Origin of the sequence: Sphingomonas sp. LR59, assembly GCF_036855945.1 — a bacterium.
Taxonomy (GTDB): Bacteria; Pseudomonadota; Alphaproteobacteria; order Sphingomonadales; family Sphingomonadaceae; genus Sphingomonas.
In genome coordinates this window covers 3,659,984-3,678,750 of record NZ_JASPFL010000001.1, presented here as the reverse complement: position 1 = coordinate 3,678,750, position 18,767 = coordinate 3,659,984, and the positions used below count along the sequence as shown (strand labels likewise).

The window sequence follows — 18,767 nt, the reverse complement described above, 5'->3', positions numbered from 1 at the left end:
CCCGCCAGGGGGAGGTGTCGCCTAAGGTGACGGAGGGGGAGGATACGGAACCTGTATGGTCGCTTACCTCCCCTCCGTCTGGCAAGTGCCAGCCACCTCCCCCTGGCGGGGGAGGATCGAGATCGGGAGCTTACGGCCGGAACGCGCCGATGCCGGCGATCGCCATCTTCGGCTGCGCGGTCGCGACGGTGGTGAAGCCGAGCATCAGGTACCGCGCCGATCGCGCCTTCGCGAATGTGATGCGCTGTGTCGCCCGCGCATAGGCGATGTTGCCGAACTCGCCCTCGCCCGCCGGCGTCCAGGACTTGCCGTCCTCGCTCGTCTCGACGCGGTAGCGCCCCGGCGGGCCGGCATCGGGCAACGCCTGACGGGTCGGCGTCAGGCTGAACCCGGCGACCTGCTCCGCCTTGCCCATGTCGATCATCAGCATCACCACACTCGTCGGCGTCGGCGCAGGCGTCGTCCAGACGGTCGCGAGATCGTCGTCGAGCACCGCCTCCGCACCGGGCAATCCGGGCTTGACCACGCCCGCCAGCGATGTCTCGCCCGCGAAATCCGGCTTGCCCGCCTTCATCGCCAGACTGTGCTGGATCGCGCTGACGATCGTCCACCCGGTCTTCGCAATGATCTTGTTGCCCGTCGCCTGCGATGCCGCGATCGCGACTGGGGCAACGCTCAGGAACAGCGACAGCTCGGTGATCGCAGGGCATGCCGGCGCCTCGACGATGCGCAGCCGCACGCGTCGCGCGGTTACCGGCTCGGGCAGGCGGATGATCCGCTGCGCGCCGATGCACTCGTGCATCGCAACCTCGCGCCACGCGCCCTTGGCATCCGCCACGTCGATCGCGAACTTCGTCACGCGCACGCCGAGGTCGAGCGCCTCGCGGATCCGGATGAGGTCGAACCGGCGCCCCGGCGGCAGGTCGAGCACTAGCGACGGCGTCTTCACCGCATCGGGCGTGCTCCAATAGTTGTCACGATTGCCGTCGAGCACGTTGGCCGGCGCGAACCGGCTCCCGCGCGATGGACCGCTCGCCACCGCGCCCTTCGCCAGATCGGTCTTGAAGCTGCCACGCAACGCATCACCGAACGACTTCAACGACGCGAGATCGGGCTCGGCGATCAGTCCGCGGCGATCGGGTGGCAGGTTGAGCATCATGTTGGTGCCGCGCCCGACCGACTCGTCGTGGAACTGCATCAGCCGCTGCGGCGACTTCACCTGCAGATCCTCGTCGGCATGATAGAACCAGCCCGGACGAGATCGATGTGTTCGTCTCCGCCGGCCACCAGAGCGGCGCGCCGCGCACGCCCGAATTACCCTCGCTCTGCACATACGGATGGTTCGGCATCGTCGGCCAGCACGGATCGCCCGCGCGCCCGTCCTCGTTGCCGACCCAGCGGATATCCGCGCCGAGCGGATCGAAGGTGCACGCCATCGGCTGCAATTTATGGACCAGCGCGATGATCGACGGCCAGTTATAATATTTCGGCGCATCGATCTTCCGCGCCTCGCGCGCGCCGCCATAATAGCCGTCGCCGCCGTTCGCGCCGTCGAACCACACCTCGAACAATTCGCCGTAATTCGTACAAAGATCGGTCAGCTGCGCACGGAAATACTCGACGTACGCGGGGGTGCCATAGTCGGCGCGGTTGCGATCCCAGGGCGACAGATACAGGCCGTAGGAAATCCCGCCGCGCCGGCACGCATCGCCCAGTTCGCGGACGATGTCGCCCTTGCCGCCCTTGTACGGGCTGTTGCGGATGCAGTGCTCGGTGAGCCTGGTCGGCCAGAGGCAAAAGCCGTCATGATGCTTGGCGGTCAGGACGAGCCCGGTCAGCCCGGCGCTTTTCGCCGCCGCGACGATTTGATCCGGGTCGAACGCGGTCGGGTCGAACAGCTTGGGGTCTTCGTCGCCATAGCCCCATTCCTTGTCGGTCCAGGTGTTCAGCGTGAAGTGGACGAAGCCGTAGCGCTCGCGTTTGTGCCAAGCGAGCTGGCGGACGCTGGGCGTCGCGCCCCACGGGGCGGGTGCACCGACCGGGCCGGCGGCGTTCACGCGGCCTGCCGCGGCGGTAGCGAGCGTACCGGCGATCAACGCGCGGCGGTTCAAGTCGAAGGTCATCGCGAAACTCCGGTGGTTGCTGGCGGCCGATCGGCAGTCGCGCGGCCAAAATCACGGTTGGGCGTGTCGCCCATTTCGAACACGAGCCGCCCGCCGCGGACGATGTCGGCATGCGCGATCCAGCTCTTCGTCCAGGGCTTGCCGTTCCACGTCACCGACTGAACGTAAGGCCGGTCCGCCGCATTGCCGCGCGCCTCGACGACCAAGGTCTTGCCGCTCCCAACGCGCATCTCCGCCCGATCGAACAGCGGCGAGCCGAGCACATAGTTCGCGCTCACCGGATCGACCGGATACAGCCCGAGCGCGCTCAGCACGAACCACGCGCTCATCTGCCCGCAATCGTCGTTGCCGATGATGCCGTCGGGATCGTCCTTGTACATCTCGGTCAGCAGCCGCCGGACCATCGCCTGCGTCTTCCACGCCGCGCCGCAATACGTATACATATAGGCGACGTGGTGGCTCGGCTCGTTGCCGTGCGCATATTGCCCGACCAGCCCGCTGATGTCGGGCGGCGCGTCCTTCGGCAGGATCGACGGCGCGTTGAACAAGCCATCGAGCTTGGCCTCGAACTGCGCATCGCCGCCCATCGCCGCGATCAGGCCGTAGACGTCGTGCTGGTTGAGGAACGTCGCCTGCCAGCCATTGCTCTCGGTATAATCGCGCCATTTGCTCGAATGGCCGAGCGCGATTGGATCGTATGGCGTCGTCCAGGTCCCGTTAGCGAGCTTGGGCCGCGCGAACCCGATCGATGCATCGAACACGTTGCGCCAATTCCCGCTCCGCTTGCGCAACCGCGCGGCATCCGCACTCGCGCCCGCCGCATCGGCCAGATGCGCAGACGCGTAATCGTCATATGCATATTCGAGCGTGCGCGAGACGGACTCGAACACCGTGTCCGCGGGAATATAGCCCATCGTGTCGTACGGCTTGATCCCGAGGCTGTTGTCCATCGTAGGCATCGCGAAATCGAACGACCGGCGGCGCACGTTCGGCCACGCGGCGGCATAGTTCGCGGGCACGCCTTTCGCGCGCGCCTCCGCCATCACCGACACCGAATGCCAGCCGATCATGCAGCCCGTCTCGACACCCTGCAAAGGCCAGACCGGCGGGCCGTACGGGCTCTGCTGCGTCTGCCGGATCAGGTCGCCGACGAGCTCCGCGGTACGCTCGGGCTCGATCAGCGTGAGCAGCGGATGCAGCGCGCGGTACGTGTCCCACATCGAATAGGTGCTGTACGCGCGGTCCTTGCCGGTCACCGTATGCACCTGCCGGTCGAGCCCGACATAACGCCCGTCGACATCGGAGAAGAGCGTCGGCGCAAGCTGCGCATGGTACAGCGCGCTCGCCATGATCGTACGTTGCGCGGGTGTGCCGCCCTCGACGCTGACCGCGGCGAGCGCAGGCGCCCAGCGCTTGGACGCATCAGCACGGTAGCGATCGAAATCCCAATGCCGCGCCTCGGCCGCAAGGTTCGCGCGTGCGCCCGCGACGTCGACCGCGGAGATGCCGGTGCGGATCACGATCGGCGCCGCACCCGCGTCGTCATAGTGCAACACGGCCTTGACGCGCTTGCCCGCGACGCCCTTCGCACCCGCTGGCTGCGCGACGTCGCCATCGCCGTAGAACACGATCCGGTCGGGCGTGCGCGAAACCTGCATCGCGAAATGGATCCGCCGCCCCTTCGCCCAGCGGAACACGCGCCGGCTGCCAGTCAGCATGCCGGTCTCGTCGATGTTCAGCGAGGCGTCGTCGATCAGCACGCCCTGGTCGGACTTGTCGAGGATCAGGTGCGACAGGTTGACGAGGATATGCCCCGCGCCCGCCGGAAAAACGTGGCGCTGGATGCCGGTCCGCTCGGTCGCGGTCAGTTCCGCGCGGACGCCCGACTCCAGCGTCACGCGGTAATAGCCAGGCTCCGCATGCTCGGCCGAGAACCGCTGGCGATACCCGGCGTCAGGATCGGCAAGCGTGCCCGGCGTAAGCTGCACCTTTCCCCGCGCGGGCACCACCAGCACGTCGAGCATGTCGCCGATCCCGGTGCCCGAAAGGTGCGTATGGCTGAACCCCATGATCGACGTGTCGGTGCGGTGATACCCCGAGCACGCATCCCAGCGCTCGACATCGGTATCCGGGCTGAGCTGCACCATGCCGAAGGGCAACGTCGCACCCGGATAGGTGTGGCCGTGACCACCGGTTCCGACGAACAGATCGGACGCCGTGGTGGTGCGCGGCGTAGCGGCAAACGTTCCGCGCGCGGTCAGCGCAAGCGCGCCACTACCGGCAAGAAGCATACGGCGGGAGATCATGCGCGGACTCCGAGAAGGGCGGAATTTTTGGCGGCGATGTCGACGATCATTTCGCCGAACAATCCGTTGGCCCAGGCGAACCAGGCGCGGGTAAATTTCGCGCCGTCGTCTTGGTTGAAAGATTCGTGCATGAACCCGGTACCGCCATGCGTCGATTTGAGCGCGGCGAGCGACCGCGCGACGGTCGCGTCATCGCCCGTCTCGAGCGCGTTCAGCGCGTGCATCACGATCGACATCGGCCAGATCTCGCGCAAGCCCGTATGCGGACTGCCGATCCCCTCCGCCGCCTTGCCGGTGAAGAAATACGCGTTGTCCTTACTCCACGCGCGCGCCGCGGTGCGCCGCCAGAGCGGATCGTCGGCCTTCACCGCCCCCAGATACGCCAGCCCCGACAGGCTCGGCACGTTAGCGTCGTCCATGAAGATCGCGTTGCCATAGCCATCGACCTCATACGCCCAGACCGGCTGGCCATCCGGCCCCTTGGTCATGCCATGCAGCCGCAACGCCGCCTCGACCTCGTCGGCCAGCGCGCTCGCATCCGCTGCCAGCACCGCATCGGGCCGGGCGCGCGTCGCGAGTTCCGCCAACTGGCGCAGCGCGCGGACCGCGAAGATGTTCGACGGGATCAGGAACGGGAGCACGCACGCATCGTCCGACGGCCGGAACCCGCAATGGATCAGCCCGACCGGGCGCGACGGCGGACCATAGCCGTCGAGCGCCATGCTTTCCCCGACGATCGGCGACGACCGGCGGAAGCGATACGGCCCCGGCCCGTCCTTGCGCTGCTGCTCGCGAAACGTCCGGATCGACGCGCGCGCGCCATCCGCCCACAGCGCGTCGAACGGCGCGGTATCGCCGGTCGCCTGCCAATAGGCGTGCGCAATCCACATCGGGTAGCAGAGCGAATCCACCTCCCACTTCCGCTCGCCGACGCCCGGCTTCATCACCGTGTCGTCGCCCAGCGACCAGCTCAGATTGGTCTTCGCCGAGGGGTCGTGCATGAACGCGTTGGCGTACGGATCGATCAGGATGCACCGCGCCTGCCGCGCGATCAGCCCGCGGAACAACGTCCGCAACGCCGGATCGCGCTTGGCCAGCGGGAGGTACGGATGGACCTGTGCCGAGCTGTCGCGCAGCCACATGCAATCGATGTCGCCGGTGATGACAAACGCATCGGGCTTGCCGTCGACCGCGCCCATGAACACCGTCGTGTCGAGCGTGTTCGGATAGCAATTGCCGAACATCCAGGCGAGTTCGGGATCGGCGATCTTTGCCGAAACGCGCGCGATCTCCGCCTCGACCGCGCGGCTGGTGTAGCGACGATCGTCAAGCTTCGGGCGCTTGCTGACGAACGACGGTGCGGCCGCCCGCAGCGGTCGCGCAAGCCCCAGTGCCGCAGCACCGGCAATCAGCATGCGCCGGTCTATCATCCTGGGGTCGATCATTTCGGCAAATCCTGCGTTCCCGTCACGGTGAAGACGGTATCGACACCCGGTCCGTCGCCGGGCTGGCCGCCACCGATATGCAGCCGGTATTCGCCCGGTACGACGCGACGCGTTCCCGCCGCATCGATGCTGCTCATGCCGCGAGGATCGATCGTAAATGCCACGCGTGCCGTCTGGCCCGGCTTCACTGTCTGGCGCCTGAACCCGACGAGCTGGCGCTGGAGGACGGGATCGTTGAAGCGCGGCTTTACCGCCGGCTCGGGCGGCACGAGATACGCCTGCACCACCTCGTCGCCCGCAACCTTGCCGGCATTGCGCACCGGTACTTCGATCGTGACGCTCTCGCCTGCCGCGATCGTGGTGCGCGCGAGTTTCGGCGCGGCATAAGCGAACTGCGTATAGCTCAGCCCATGCCCGAAGCCCCAGAGCGGCGTGCCCGTGAAGTATCGATAGGTCCGCTCACGCATGTTGTAGTCGATGAACGCCGGGAGATCGCGCGTCTTCGCGTAGAACGTCACCGGCAGTCGCCCGCCCGGATTGCTCTTGCCAACCAGCGTATCGGCGATCGCCTGCCCGCCAGCCTGCCCCGGATACCAGCCGACCAAGATCGCGTCGGCATGCGCCTTCGCCCACGTCATCGCAATCGCGCTGCCCGTCATCAGCACGACGACCAGCGGCTTGCCGGTCGCCTTGGCCGCTTCGAGCAAGCGCACCTGCGCCGCCGGAAGCCCGATATCGGTCCGATCGCCGCCCGAGAACCCGGCCACCTCGATCTGCAAGGCTTCGCCCTCGACCGCGGGCGACAGTCCGACGAACGCGACGATCGCATCGGCATCCTTCGCCGCGGCAACCGCCTCCGCAACCTGCGCATCGGCCGGCGCGGTCCAGGTCAGCCGCAGCCCCTGGTCCTCACCGCTATGCGCAAGCTCGACGCGGATCGCATGGGAGCCAGCCGCCAGCGTCACAGCCGCCTCGACGTTCTTGCCGCTGCCGTCGTCGTCGGCGATCGGCTTGCCGTCGATCCATAACCGCGCAGGATCATGCCCCTTGCAGTCGAAACAGCGCGGCACGTCGAGTCGGAACACATACTCGCCCGCCGCCGGCGCGGTGATCGTGCCGGTCCAGCGCACCGAGAACGCGGCCGGATCAATCTTCGGCGCGGGCGCGGTGCGGTCCCAGTCGAAGTCGATCAGCCGGTCGGCGCGCACCACCGACGTACCGGTGAAATCGCTTGCCCGGAAATATTCGCCACGCAAGGACAGCGCGGTATCGGGTACCGGCACGGGCACGCCCTCGGCGATGCTCGACCCCTGCGCATACCGCACGCCCGCAAACGATGTGCGCAGCGCCGCCAGCGGCGTGATCGGCGCCGCGGCCGTACCGTGGTAATTCGCCTCGAGCACGTCGACGCTGTCGGCATTCGGCCCGATCACTGCGATCTTCGCCGACGGTTTCAGCGGCAACACGCCGTTGTTCTGGACCAGCACCATCGCCTTCCGCGCCGCCTCCAGGGCCAGCGCGCGATGCGCAGGCGTGTCGAACTCGGTCGGCTTGATCCTGTCCCACGGGCTCGTCGTTCCGAACGCCCCACCGAGCATCCGCCGCACCGCGAACGTCCGCGTCAGGCTCGCGTCGAGCGTCGCCTCGGGCACCAGCCCCCGCCGCACCGCATCGCCAAGCGCCGCGTAGGTCTTCCCGCAGTTGAAATCCATGCCAGCGGAAATCGCCGCCGCCGATCCGCTCGCAGTATCGGGCCGATAATAATGGTAGTTCGAGATATTCCCGACCGCATCGCAGTCGGACACGATCAGCCCCTTGAAGCCCCATTGCTTCCGCACGGTCTCGGTCAGCAACGGCTCCGACGCACACACCGGCACGCCGTGGATCGCGTTGTACGCGCACATCGTCGACAGCGCCTTGCCCTCGGTCAGCGCAAGCCGGAACGCCGGGAGGAACGTCGCCTCGCGGTCGTGCGGCGAGATATCGACATCGAACCCGTCGCGCCCCGCCTCGGGGCCGCTATGCGCGGCGAGATGCTTCGGCGTGGCGATGACCTTCGGGTGCGCGAGGTCGGGCCCCTGCAGCCCGCCGATGAACGCGACGCCGAGCCTGCCCGTCAGATACGGGTCCTCGCCATAGGTCTCCTGCCCACGACCCCAGCGCGGATCGCGGAAGATGTTGATGTTAGGCGACCAGATCGTCAGCCCTTGATAGCGTTCGCGGTCGCCCGCCGGCAGCGCATTGGACTTCGCGCGCGCCTCGGTCGACACGACATCGCCAACGCGCCTGAGCAGCGCCTCGTCCCACGTCGCGGCCAGCCCGATAGCCTGCGGAAACACCGTCGCGACGCCGTTGCGCGCAAGCCCGTGCAGCCCCTCGTTCCAGTAATCATACGCCGGCAAGTTCAGCCGCGGGATCGCCGGCGCGACGCTCTGCAGCTGCGCCGCCTTCTCGTCGAGCGTCATGCTCTTCACAGCCGGATCGACGGTCTGCGCAAGCGCCGACGACGCGAGCAACAGGCCCGGCACGAAGGCGAGCCGGGCAAACCTGGCCCAGAGGCGCCCCCTCCCCCATCCGTCATCCTGGGCTCGACCCAGGATCCAGAGCCAAGGGTGGTGACGTCCGTAACTCTGGATCCCAGCGTTCGCTGGGATGACGAGGCGGTAGTGGCATGGTTGCGCATCACGACTTCACCGCCGCGATGCCCGCGAGCGTGCGGATCGACAGCGCACGCTTCAGCGCCGCAGCCGACGCCTTCGAAGCAACAGTCACCGTAACACTCTCCCCCGGCAACAGATCGAACGCATTGTCCGATGGCGCCGCCTCGACCTTCCCAAAATCGAGCCACACTGCGCGCGCCAGCTTGGTGGCAGTCAGCGTCAGGCGATCGCCCTCCCAGGTCGCGGTCAGTCCCGGATCGGGCAGCGTCATCGTCTTGGGCGCGGCCGACACCAGCACGCGCGACGTTACGCGGTCACCCACAAGCAACTCCGCCACCGCGATCGTCCGCGCCGGATCGCCGCCCGCGAACAGCGTCGCATCCGACAAAGTGGCAACCGCCGTTGCGGACAGAGGCGCCAATGTCGCAGCCTCCTCGCGCGTCGCGACGACCTTGCCGTCGACGTCGAGCGTCCGCACGCGCCACTTCGCCTCGGTCGGCACCGTCGCGTCTGAGATCAGGCTGACCTTGGTCAACCCGTCCTTGCGCTCGGCGGCGATCGCCAGCGGCGCGTAGAAATGCCGCGCGCGGAATTGCAGCGCCTTCCAGCGGCCGTAATAATCGATGCTCGCCCATGACGCGCCCGGCCAGACGTCGTTGATCTGCCAGAACAGCGACCCCATCGTCACCGGCCGACACGCGCGGTGGTGCAGCGCGGCGAGTTCGATACCCTCGGCCTGCATCACCTGGCTGAGATACACGAACTCGGCGAAGTCGCGCGGCTCGCGGTATTTCTCGCGAATGTAGAACAGCAGCCGGTCGTTACCCTCGCCCTTGAGGAACTTCTGGTGCGCCTTCATCACCGGCGAGGTCGGCGAGAAGTCGGCGTCGGTCGCGAACGTCCGGATCGTCTTCATCTCGGGCATCGATTGCAGCCCGTATTCGGACATGAATCGCGGGCAGCTGTCGAGATACGCCTCGACCGGTTTCTTGCCGCCCCACACGTCCCAGTAATGCCGGTCGCCATCGCCATCGATGTCGGGCTTGTCCTCGTAATTGTTGCTCGGCGAACCCGGCCAATAGACCGCGTCGGGATCGCGGCGTTCGGCGGCATCGCGCAGCACGCGGTCGAAAATCACCGCCATGCCGACGCCGATCCGCTCCTGCTCGTCCGCGCCGACCGCCTTCTTGAAGGCGATCCGATCGGACCAGTTCGCCCAGCCGCTGAGCACTTCGTTATTGCCCGACCACAGCACGATCGAGGGATGCGCCTGGAGCCGGTCGACCTGTTCCTCGGCCTCGATGCGGACGGTCTCGCGGAAATCGCGGTCGGGGGGCGTGACGGCGCCGCCGAACATGAAGTCCTGCCACACCATCAAGCCCATCTGGTCGGCGAGGTCGTAGAAGGCGTCGTCGAGATAATAGCCGCCGCCCCATACGCGGATCATGTTCATGTTGGCATCGCGCGCGCCCGCCATGACGGTCCGGATCTGGCTCTCGGGCACGCGCGCGGGAAACATGTCGAACGGGATCAGGTTCGCGCCCTTGGCGAACACCGGGATGCCGTTGACGACGAACGCGAACCCCCGCCCCTGCGCGTCCTTGTCGCGACGCAGTTCGACGGTGCGCAGGCCGGTGCGGCGCTGCGCGGTGTCGATCGTCGTGGTTCCGTCGGTCAGCGTCGCCTTCACGGTATAGAGCGGTTGCGCGCCGTAGCCCGCCGGGAACCAGCGTTGCGGATTGGCGACGCTCACAGGCACCGCAACGTGGCTCGCGCCCGCCGCGATGGTCACGGTCCGCGCTGCCTGCGTCACGCGACCGTCCGGCCCCGTGACCGCGATCTGCACGGTAACCGGCCGCTCTTGGCCAGCCACCACGTCGAGTTCCGCGGACAGCCGCGCTTCGGACTTGGTCAGCCCTTCCTGCGTAACCCGAAACGCCTCGATCCGCGCGTCGTCCCAAGCCTCGATCCGCGCCGGACGCCAGATCCCCTGCGTGACGATCCGGGGACCCCAATCCCAGCCATATTGATACTTCGGCTTGCGGATATAGGGCGAGGTCTGCTTGCCCATCGGCTCGTCGCCATAGATTGAATCATATTCGCCGGGCAGCGGGTTCTTCGCCTTCAGCACCATCGGCTGCAATGTGCGGATCGGCGAGCGGAACGTGACGAGCAGCTCGTTCGCGCCCGGCTTCAGCACCGCCTTGACCGGCACGCGCCAGCGCCGATGCGCATTGTCCGCCGCCAGCAGCTTGGTCCCGTTCAGCCGCACCTCGGCGAAGGTGTCGAGCCCGTCGAACACCAGGTCGATATGATCGCGCGCCAGCAGTTCGGGCGTCGCACGCACGACGGTGTGATATTGCCAGTCGGTCAGACCCACCCACTGGATCTTCGCCTCGTTCAGGCCCTTGTACGGATCGGGGACGATCTTCGCGGCCATCAGGTCGGTCTGCGCGCTGCCCGGCACGGTCGCGCGGAGCCAGCGTCCGGCCTTAGGGTGCGCCTTGGCCGCAGCGGTATCGGCCGGATCGATCCGCATCGACCAGCCCTTGTCGAGCACGACGCTCGTGCGTGGTGCCGCCCAGGCGGGCGTCGCAACGATCGCGGCGAGCAGCAGAACAGCCGTGCGCCGCATCACTTCTTCTCCGACAGCTGCATCGATTCGACCGCGTAGAACGGCGACTCCATCGACGCCGTAAACAACAGGCAGATATCCGCATCGCCCTTTCCTTCGGGCAGCGTGCCGCGGAAGGTCATACGGTTCGGGCTCGTCGCCGGGTTCGGCAGCGGGAAGGTCGCCGCGATCGTGCCCGTGCAGCCGCCGGTGCGCACCACGAGCTCGCCGTACGTCGTCACCGCATAATGCCGCCGCAACGCCTTCTCGTCATGCGCCAGCCCGTAATGCCGCGGCAACCGCGCGACATCCACGGTGAAGCTCCGCGCCACATCCAGCGGTGCGGCGGGGTACATCGTGCACGTGTCGAAGATGTTGACGTTGAATACCGGCGTATTGGCCGTCGCCTCCGACGTCAGCGGCACGCGCAGCCCGATCGCGCCATCAGGGCAGGCGACCAGCTCCGAACTCGACCGCCGCAGCAGCGCGACCCGGCTCGTCTCGAACAGACGCGGTTCCGCGGTCGAACGGCCGTCGCTGGTGAAGGCCGCCGCGCGGACAGTGGTCCCCGGCCTGAGCGACAACGGCGTGGCATAGGCCTTCGATCGCGCGGTCGGCACCTTGCCGTCGAGCGTGTAGCGGATCGTGCCGTAGCCCGTCTGCGTCGCCAGCGTCACCGGCACCTTGCCGCGGCGCAGCGCATCGCCGCGCGTGCCGGGAATCGCGAAGTCGACCGCGAATGCGCTGTCCGCCGCGGCGATACCAGCGCGGGCATAACGCCCCATCTGCGGCTCGAGACGCGCCACGAAGTCGTCGAAATTACGCGCGGACTTCGGCGACCAGGTCCGCTCGGCGAGCGCCGACAGCCGCGGGAAGGTCGCGTGCTGCAACTGCTCGGGCGTGACCAGATATTCGCTGAACGCGTTGATCTGCGCGCCCAGCACATGCTTCGCCTTGTCAGGTGCGAGCCCCGCGGGCTCGGGTTCGTACGCATAGAGCCTCGCGAGCGGGACGATCGCATCGCCGTTCGAGATGCGCCCCGGCGGCTCGTCGCTGCGATTGCTCTGCAAGCTGTCGAGATACAGGATCGGCGCGGGGCTCAGCACGACGTCATGCCCCTGGTTCGCCGCGTCGATGGCCCCCTTCTCGCCGCGCCACGACATCACCGACGCCGATGGCGGCAAGCCACCCTCGAGGATCTCGTCCCAGCCGATCAGACGACGGCCGTGCTTTGCCAAATACTCGCCGAGCTGGTCGATCATCCAGCTCTGCATCTGCATCTCGGTCTTCAGCCCGAGCGCCTTCATCTTGGCCTGCACAGCGGGCGAGCGCTCCCACTGGTCCTTGACCGCCTCGTCGCCGCCGAGATGGATGAACTGCGACGGGAACACCTCCATCAGCTCGTCGAGCACGTGCTTGATGAAGGTCATGCTGCGATCCTCCGGGCTGAACAGCCACGGGTTCACGCCCCAGTCGTGACCGACCGCGGGCCGATCGCCGAGCACGCCGACTTCAGCCGGATACGACGCCACCGCCGCCTGCGCATGGCCGGGCAAGTCGATCTCGGGCATGATCGTGATCGCGCGCTTCTGCGCATACGCGACCAACGCCTTCAGCTCGGCCTGCGTGTAGAACCCGCCGACCTTCTCGCCCGGCGCACCACCCGCAGACGGCGGCGTCCGCCACGCGCCGATCCGGGTCAGGTCGGGATAGCGCTTGATCTCGACGCGCCAGCCCTGATCATCGGTCAGGTGGAGATGCAGCACGTTCATCTTCTGCGCGGCGAGCTGATCGACCATGCTGTACAGGGTCGCCATCGGCACGAAATGCCGCGCCGGATCGATCATCAGTCCGCGCCACTTGAAGCGCGGCGCATCGCGGATCGTCATCGCCGCGAGCGTCACGGGCTTGCCGACCGCCGCATCGGGGCTGAGCAACTGCGCCAGCGTCATCGCGCCGTGGACGAGGCCCGCATCGCCGCTCGCCGCGATCGTCACGCCCTTCGCATCGACAGTCAGCGTGTAGGCCTCGTCACCCGCCACGCTCGCATCGCGCACGAAGCGGATCGGCCCCGTGCCGGCGTCGCTTGCAAGCGAGAGCCCGCGCACGACCTTGACCTGCTGGGCGAGCAGCTTGGCGGCGGTCTTTGCGCCTGTGTCGCCAGCGACGATCCCCGCACCCTCGCCGATGGTCAGCGTGCCGGCGTGAGGCTCGATCGAGGCGGGCATCGGGATCAGCTTCGGCCCTTCGGCCACCGCCGCGGTCGAGGACATCAGCAGCGCGAGCACCAGAGGGCGGAAACGGATCATTTAGGGTCCTTCGGCAATTGCGCTGGATCGGGTGGATAGACGGCAGAGCCGGCCTTGAACGGTTCGTAGTCGCGGACGACGCCGCCTGCGCGCGCGCCCTCCGCGGTGAGGATATCGACGGTCACCGTGACGGGCGTAAGACGACCAGTCCAGGCCGCGGACACCGTCGCGGTGCCGCCCGGCGCGATGACCGGAAGCGCCTGTTCGCCCTCGCCGAGCACGACGCGATCGCCGCCGATCGCGCGCCAGTGCAGTCGCGCACCGACCAGCGGATAGGACGGCAATGCAGCCTTCGCAGCGCCCATCACGGTCGCGGTGAAGCCGGTCGGCGTCTCGCCCGCCATCGTCAGGTCGACCTTCGCGGAGACGTCGCGGTTGGCGGCTTCCCACGCGAAATAGCTCGGGCGGCGCTGGCGATCGGCATCGACTAGGCCGTGATCGACATAGCCATCGGCCATGCCGGCGAAGAGGTTCTTGTTCGAGCGATAGTCCGCATAGCTCCAGAAGATCGCACCGCCGACCCAGGGCCGCGTCGCGAACGCCGCGAGCTGGTCCTTCAGGTTTTCGGTACGCGCGACGTCTGCGCTCGCGGAGTCGTGCGAGAACGGCCCGGGCCAGCCGAATTCGGAGATCACCAGCATCCGGTCGGGATACGCCTTGTCGAACGCGTCGAGCCACGGTCCGACTTTGTCCGCACCGCCGCTCCAGGTCCCGAAATAGGCGTTGGCCATCACGAAGTCCGCCTCGACCAGGGCGGGTACGCGTACGGCACGCTCCGCGATCTGCGAATCCGCGAACGTCACGAACCGGCCCGGATCGATCGCGTTGATATGCGCCTTCATCGCGCGCACGAACGCGAGGCCCTGCGGCGTCGCGGCCTCGCTCTCGTTCATCACGCTCCACGCGAGCACGCTCGGATGATTGCCGCTCTCGGCGATCATCTCGGCCATCATCGCCTTGGCGCGCACGAGGAGGCGCGGATCACCCAGCTGCGCCGCGGTCATCTGCCAGATCGGGATTTCGGGGATCAGCAGCATCCCCGCGCGGTCGGCGGCATCGAACACGCTCTGCGGCTGCGGGTAATGCACCGGCCGCGTCAGCGTCACATGCAGCGCGGCGAGATCGCGCATGTCGTGCAGGATCGTCCCGCGCGTTTCCGCGGCACCCTCCCACGGCGAATCCTCATGCCGCGTCACGCCCGTGAGGCGAACTGCGACGTCGTTGACGTACAGCCGCCGGTCACGGAGCGCGAGCGTGCGCAGCCCGACGGTGTCCTCGCGCCGGTCGAGCACGACGCCCTTCTCGTCGCGCAACTCGGCGACGATCCGGTAGAGCTTCCCCGCACCGATCTGCCACAGTTGCGGCTTGGCAATCGTCATTGCCGCATCCGCCATCGCCGCCGAAGACGCGGCCACCGTCACCCCGCGAAAGCGCGCGCAGCCAGGCGGCCGTCGGGATCTATCGCACTCGTCGTCAGCGAAAAATCATGCCGCTTGCTGTCGACATTCTCGATTCTAACGCCGCTCTTCACGATCGCGCTGTCGGCCTTCAGGACCTGCCGAATCCGCTGGCGGCGAATAAGCCCGCCCTCGGCGATCCGCAGCGACACGTCGCGCGTGATCCCGCCGCTGTGCCACCAGTCGTACCAGACGTTCCCCGACGCCTGGAGACGCATCGCATACCCCGGGATCGTTGCGAACCCCGGCCGGTCGTCGGCCGCGACGACGATCCGGTTCGCGCCGGGTTTCAGCACCTTCGAGACGTCGAGATCGAATGCGGTATGCCCGCCCTCATGGGTGCCGACCAGCGTCCCGTTCACCCAAACGCGCGTCGCGTAGAACACCGCGTCGAAATGCAGTTCGAGATGCTTGCCGACGATCGCCTCGGGCACCACCAGCGTCCGCGCATACCAGCCGACGCCCTCGGCACCCGCACCGCGCGACAGCGGCCAGCTATGCGGGACAACGACGCTCTCCGCCCCCGCCGGATCAGCCTTCAGCCACGCCGGATCAGCCGGCGCATCCTTCGCCAACCAGAAGCTCCACCCCGCATCGAGGCCGATCTGTTCCGCCGCGGCAGGCAGAGGCACCAGCATCAGGACGGCCGAGGCGAACCCGACACCGTAATGTCCGATCCGCCGCAACCCTGCCCTGATACATCCCGATATCATGCGTGCCGTCGTACTTCCGTCGAGGAGGATGGCGCGCCGTTTTCGGCGCGCCGAGACGTCACATCCGGAACGATACCGATGCCGCAAAGGTGCGACCGTTCTTGTAGAACGCGGTCGGACGATCGCGCGTCGTATTATACTGGAGATAGGTCGCGTCGAGCAGGTTCTGCGCGTTGACCGACAGCGTGATCGCCGGCGTGATGTTGAACCCCGCCGAGAAATCGAGCTGGTTGTACGGTGCCACCATCTCGCGCGATCCCAGACGACCGATCGTCCGGAAATACGCGGTGCGGTAGTTGTAGCTCAGCCGTGCCTGGAACGGCCCACTCTCAAAATACGGGATGATGTTGACCGTGTGCTTCGACAGATACGGCAGGTTGAGCTCGGCGCCGGTCACGTCGATCGAGGAGGTGCTGCTGTCCTGGTACGAATAGTTCGCCTGGAGACCGAAACCGCCCCAGATCTCCGCCTGGCCCGAGACGAGCGCACCGTTGACCTTGGCCTTGGCGCCGTTGATCGGCTGGCTGACGTTGTAGGTCGTGATCCGGTTCTGCAGCGCATTGAAGTAATCGACGTTCTGGCGCGAGCTGATGATGTAGTTCTCGATATCGCGACGGAACAGCTCGACCGCGAGCAGCGTACCGGCGCGCGGATACCATTCCGCGGTCAGTTCGTAGTTGGTCGATTCATACGGCTTCAGGTTCGGGTTGCCGCCGCCGCCATCCAGCGTGGTGTCGTTGAGCGACGTCGCCGCGGCCAGATCCTGATAGCGCGGCCGCGAGATCACGCGCGCCACCGCACCGCGGATGATCACCTGCGGGTTGACCGAATAGGCGATGTTGAGGCTCGGCAGGAACTTCATATAGTCGGTCGAGGTCCGCGTCGGCACCGGCTGTGGGTTCACTACGCCGCTCGGCGTCGTCGCGAAGTTCGAGATGTCGCGGGTATAGACCAGACGGCCACCGATATTGCCGCGGAACCCGCCCTGGTCGAAATTGGCCTGCGCATAGGAGGCGATGACCGTCTCCTTGACCTTGGTCGAGGCGCCGACCTTGTTCACCAGCGGACTGTTGATCGCACCGGCGAGGATATCGATCACCGACTGCTCGGGCAGGTTCAGATAGCTGGTCGCGTTGCCCATGCCGCCGCTGCCGTCGAACGTGCCGCTCGGCGTAATCAGCACCGGCACGCCGAGCTGCGCGATCGTCTGTGAGCTGGTCAGGTACGTATTGATGCCGCGCGCATCGATCTTGTTGACATGGTCGGTCACGCGGCTGCCGAGCAGGATCTCGGTGAACGGCCCGAACGAAACCGGGATCGTCGCGTCATAGCCGCCGAAGATGTCGCGGTCGGTGGTGACGCTGTAGTCGAGCCCACCGATCTGCGCGGCGTTGAGCTGCGTGCCGTTGACGACGACCGGACGGCCTTCGATCTGCGCGGGGTTGTTGTTGGGGTTGGTGAAATAGTTCGCCGGGTTGGTCTGGTCGCCGACGAAATTCACCGTCGCGGTCGTGTCGGTGAACGCATAGCTGTACGGCAGCTTGGTCTGGACGTTGAACAGATATTCCGGGTTACGCCCGCCGGTCGCTTTGCTCCAGCCGCCCGCGAACGAGACCTTCGCGCCGCCATCGCCTTCCCAATCGGTGAAGAAATTGAGGTTGTCGGTCTTCAGCTTGGTCTTGCGTACCAGCGTGTCGAGCTGTGCGGACTGGCTGTTCGCGGCACCGAACGATGCGCCGGTGACGACGCCGTTGCTGATCGTCGCCGACTGCAGCACGTCGCCGGTCCAGGCGCCGGGGATCGTGTACATCGACTGGCTGTAGTTGTTGTAGTTGCCGTCGATGTGCAGGCCGTTGAGCGTGAACGTCAGATCGGACGACGGACGATATTGCACCGTTCCCGACACGCTCTTGCGCTCGCGCGTCTGCTGGAAATACGCGTAATTGATCCCGAACGGCGAGGCCGCATTGTAGAGATCGGCGATCGTCCCGCCGGTGATGGTCGCGCCCGGGCTCTTCAGGCTCAGCGTACCGTCCTGTGCACGGTTGACGAACGGGCTGTTGCGCGTGCCGTCCGCATTCGCCGCAACGTTGTCATAGCCAAAGAACTCGACACCCGAGCGCGTCAGGCTCTGCTTGTCGTAAGTCGCGGCAACGAGGACACCGAACGTCTCGTCCTTGTTCTTCCAGCTGTACAGACCCGAGCCGCGGACGTTGCCCTTGTCCGAACGGTCGTTGTACGAATAGCCGCCCGAGGCGAAGATCGCATTGGCCTTCAGGTCGAGCGGGCGACGGGTGCGGACGATGACCGTACCGCCGAGGCTGCCTTCCTCGATGCGCGGCTCGGGCGACTTGTAGACTTCGAGGCGATCGACGAGTTCGGGTGCGAGCAGCGAATAGTTGAAGGTGCGGCTCGACGGATCGTTGTCGTTGCCGCCCCAATCGGCCGAGGCGAGCGCGTGGCCGTCGAGCAGCATGCGGTTGAGCGCGGGATCGGTGCCGAGGATCGCGACCTTCTCGCCCTCGCCGAAACGACGATCGATGCTGACGCCGGGGATGTGCGACAGCGACTCAGCGACGTTGCGATCGGGGAACTTGCCGATATCCTCGGCCGAGATCACGTCGACGACAGCGTTGGCGTTACGCTTAACCGCAATCGCGCTACGCAAACTCCCACGGATACCGGTGACGACGATGTCCTGGTCGGCATCGACCGTGGCGGGTGCACCGTTCTGCGTATCCGAACCCGCAGGCGTGGTTGTCGGGGGCGTCGTTGTCGGGGAGGCGGTCGCGACCTGCGCCATCGCCGATGGGGCGAAGAGGGAGCCTGCAAGACCGAACGTGATCGCGCTCGACGCCAACAAAACCTGCTTACGGAAAACCATCGTCAAAGCCCCTTCCCAATCGACGCCGCGGCGTCATCCCGACCCGGAAACTCCGCGCCACATCCACCCTTACCGCTGGTACTATTTTGGTCGCTATATGTGCGGTCTGGTACGGATATCGTATAACCAATTTGATTACGAAATCCATCGGTAATTACAGTTTGGTTACCATGCGGCGGAACTTTTGCGACGATCGGTTAGGTTGCTGTTTAATCCGGATTTTTATGTGACGAACCCGTTCTCGGTGGATTGGCGG

Annotated in this window: 8 protein-coding genes and 1 pseudogene; all 9 read right to left on the bottom strand. The window is 66.6% G+C overall.

Annotation, left to right across the window (positions count from 1 at the left end; all coding sequences use genetic code 11):
• Positions 1–130: 130 nt before the first annotated feature.
• Positions 131–2,123, bottom strand: a pseudogene (locus tag QP164_RS17275) (alpha-L-fucosidase).
• Positions 2,120–4,429, bottom strand: coding sequence for a GH92 family glycosyl hydrolase (locus QP164_RS17270; protein WP_132895961.1), 2,310 nt, complete (start codon positions 4,427–4,429; stop codon positions 2,120–2,122). The pseudogene QP164_RS17275 and the gene QP164_RS17270 overlap by 4 nt, the downstream one beginning before the upstream one ends.
• A complete protein-coding gene (locus QP164_RS17265) occupies positions 4,426–5,874 on the bottom strand; it encodes a glycoside hydrolase family 125 protein (RefSeq protein ID WP_243693202.1) in 1,449 nt (482 codons plus the stop codon). Before QP164_RS17265 ends, QP164_RS17270 begins: the two co-directional genes overlap by 4 nt.
• Complete coding sequence (locus QP164_RS17260) at positions 5,871–8,402, bottom strand: glycoside hydrolase family 3 C-terminal domain-containing protein (RefSeq protein WP_333923924.1); 2,532 nt, start codon at positions 8,400–8,402, stop codon at positions 5,871–5,873. Before QP164_RS17260 ends, QP164_RS17265 begins: the two co-directional genes overlap by 4 nt.
• Positions 8,403–8,556: 154 nt before the next feature.
• Positions 8,557–11,169: a beta-mannosidase gene (locus QP164_RS17255; RefSeq protein ID WP_333923923.1), complete on the bottom strand. Its 2,613-nt coding sequence runs from the start codon at positions 11,167–11,169 to the stop codon at positions 8,557–8,559.
• Positions 11,169–13,457, bottom strand: coding sequence for a beta-N-acetylhexosaminidase (locus QP164_RS17250; RefSeq protein ID WP_333923922.1), 2,289 nt, complete (start codon positions 13,455–13,457; stop codon positions 11,169–11,171). Before QP164_RS17250 ends, QP164_RS17255 begins: the two co-directional genes overlap by 1 nt.
• Positions 13,454–14,872, bottom strand: a complete 1,419-nt coding sequence (locus tag QP164_RS17245; RefSeq protein WP_333923921.1) for a glycoside hydrolase family 2 TIM barrel-domain containing protein — start codon at positions 14,870–14,872, stop codon at positions 13,454–13,456. The genes QP164_RS17250 and QP164_RS17245 overlap by 4 nt, the downstream gene beginning before the upstream one ends.
• A 2-nt stretch (positions 14,873–14,874) precedes the next feature.
• Positions 14,875–15,627: a sugar-binding domain-containing protein gene (locus QP164_RS17240; RefSeq protein ID WP_333923920.1), complete on the bottom strand. Its 753-nt coding sequence runs from the start codon at positions 15,625–15,627 to the stop codon at positions 14,875–14,877.
• A gap of 58 nt (positions 15,628–15,685) precedes the next feature.
• Positions 15,686–18,511 carry a TonB-dependent receptor gene (locus tag QP164_RS17235; protein WP_333923919.1) on the bottom strand — a complete coding sequence of 942 codons (2,826 nt, stop codon included), beginning with the start codon at positions 18,509–18,511 and terminating at the stop codon, positions 15,686–15,688.
• Between the last annotated feature and the right edge of the window lie 256 nt (positions 18,512–18,767).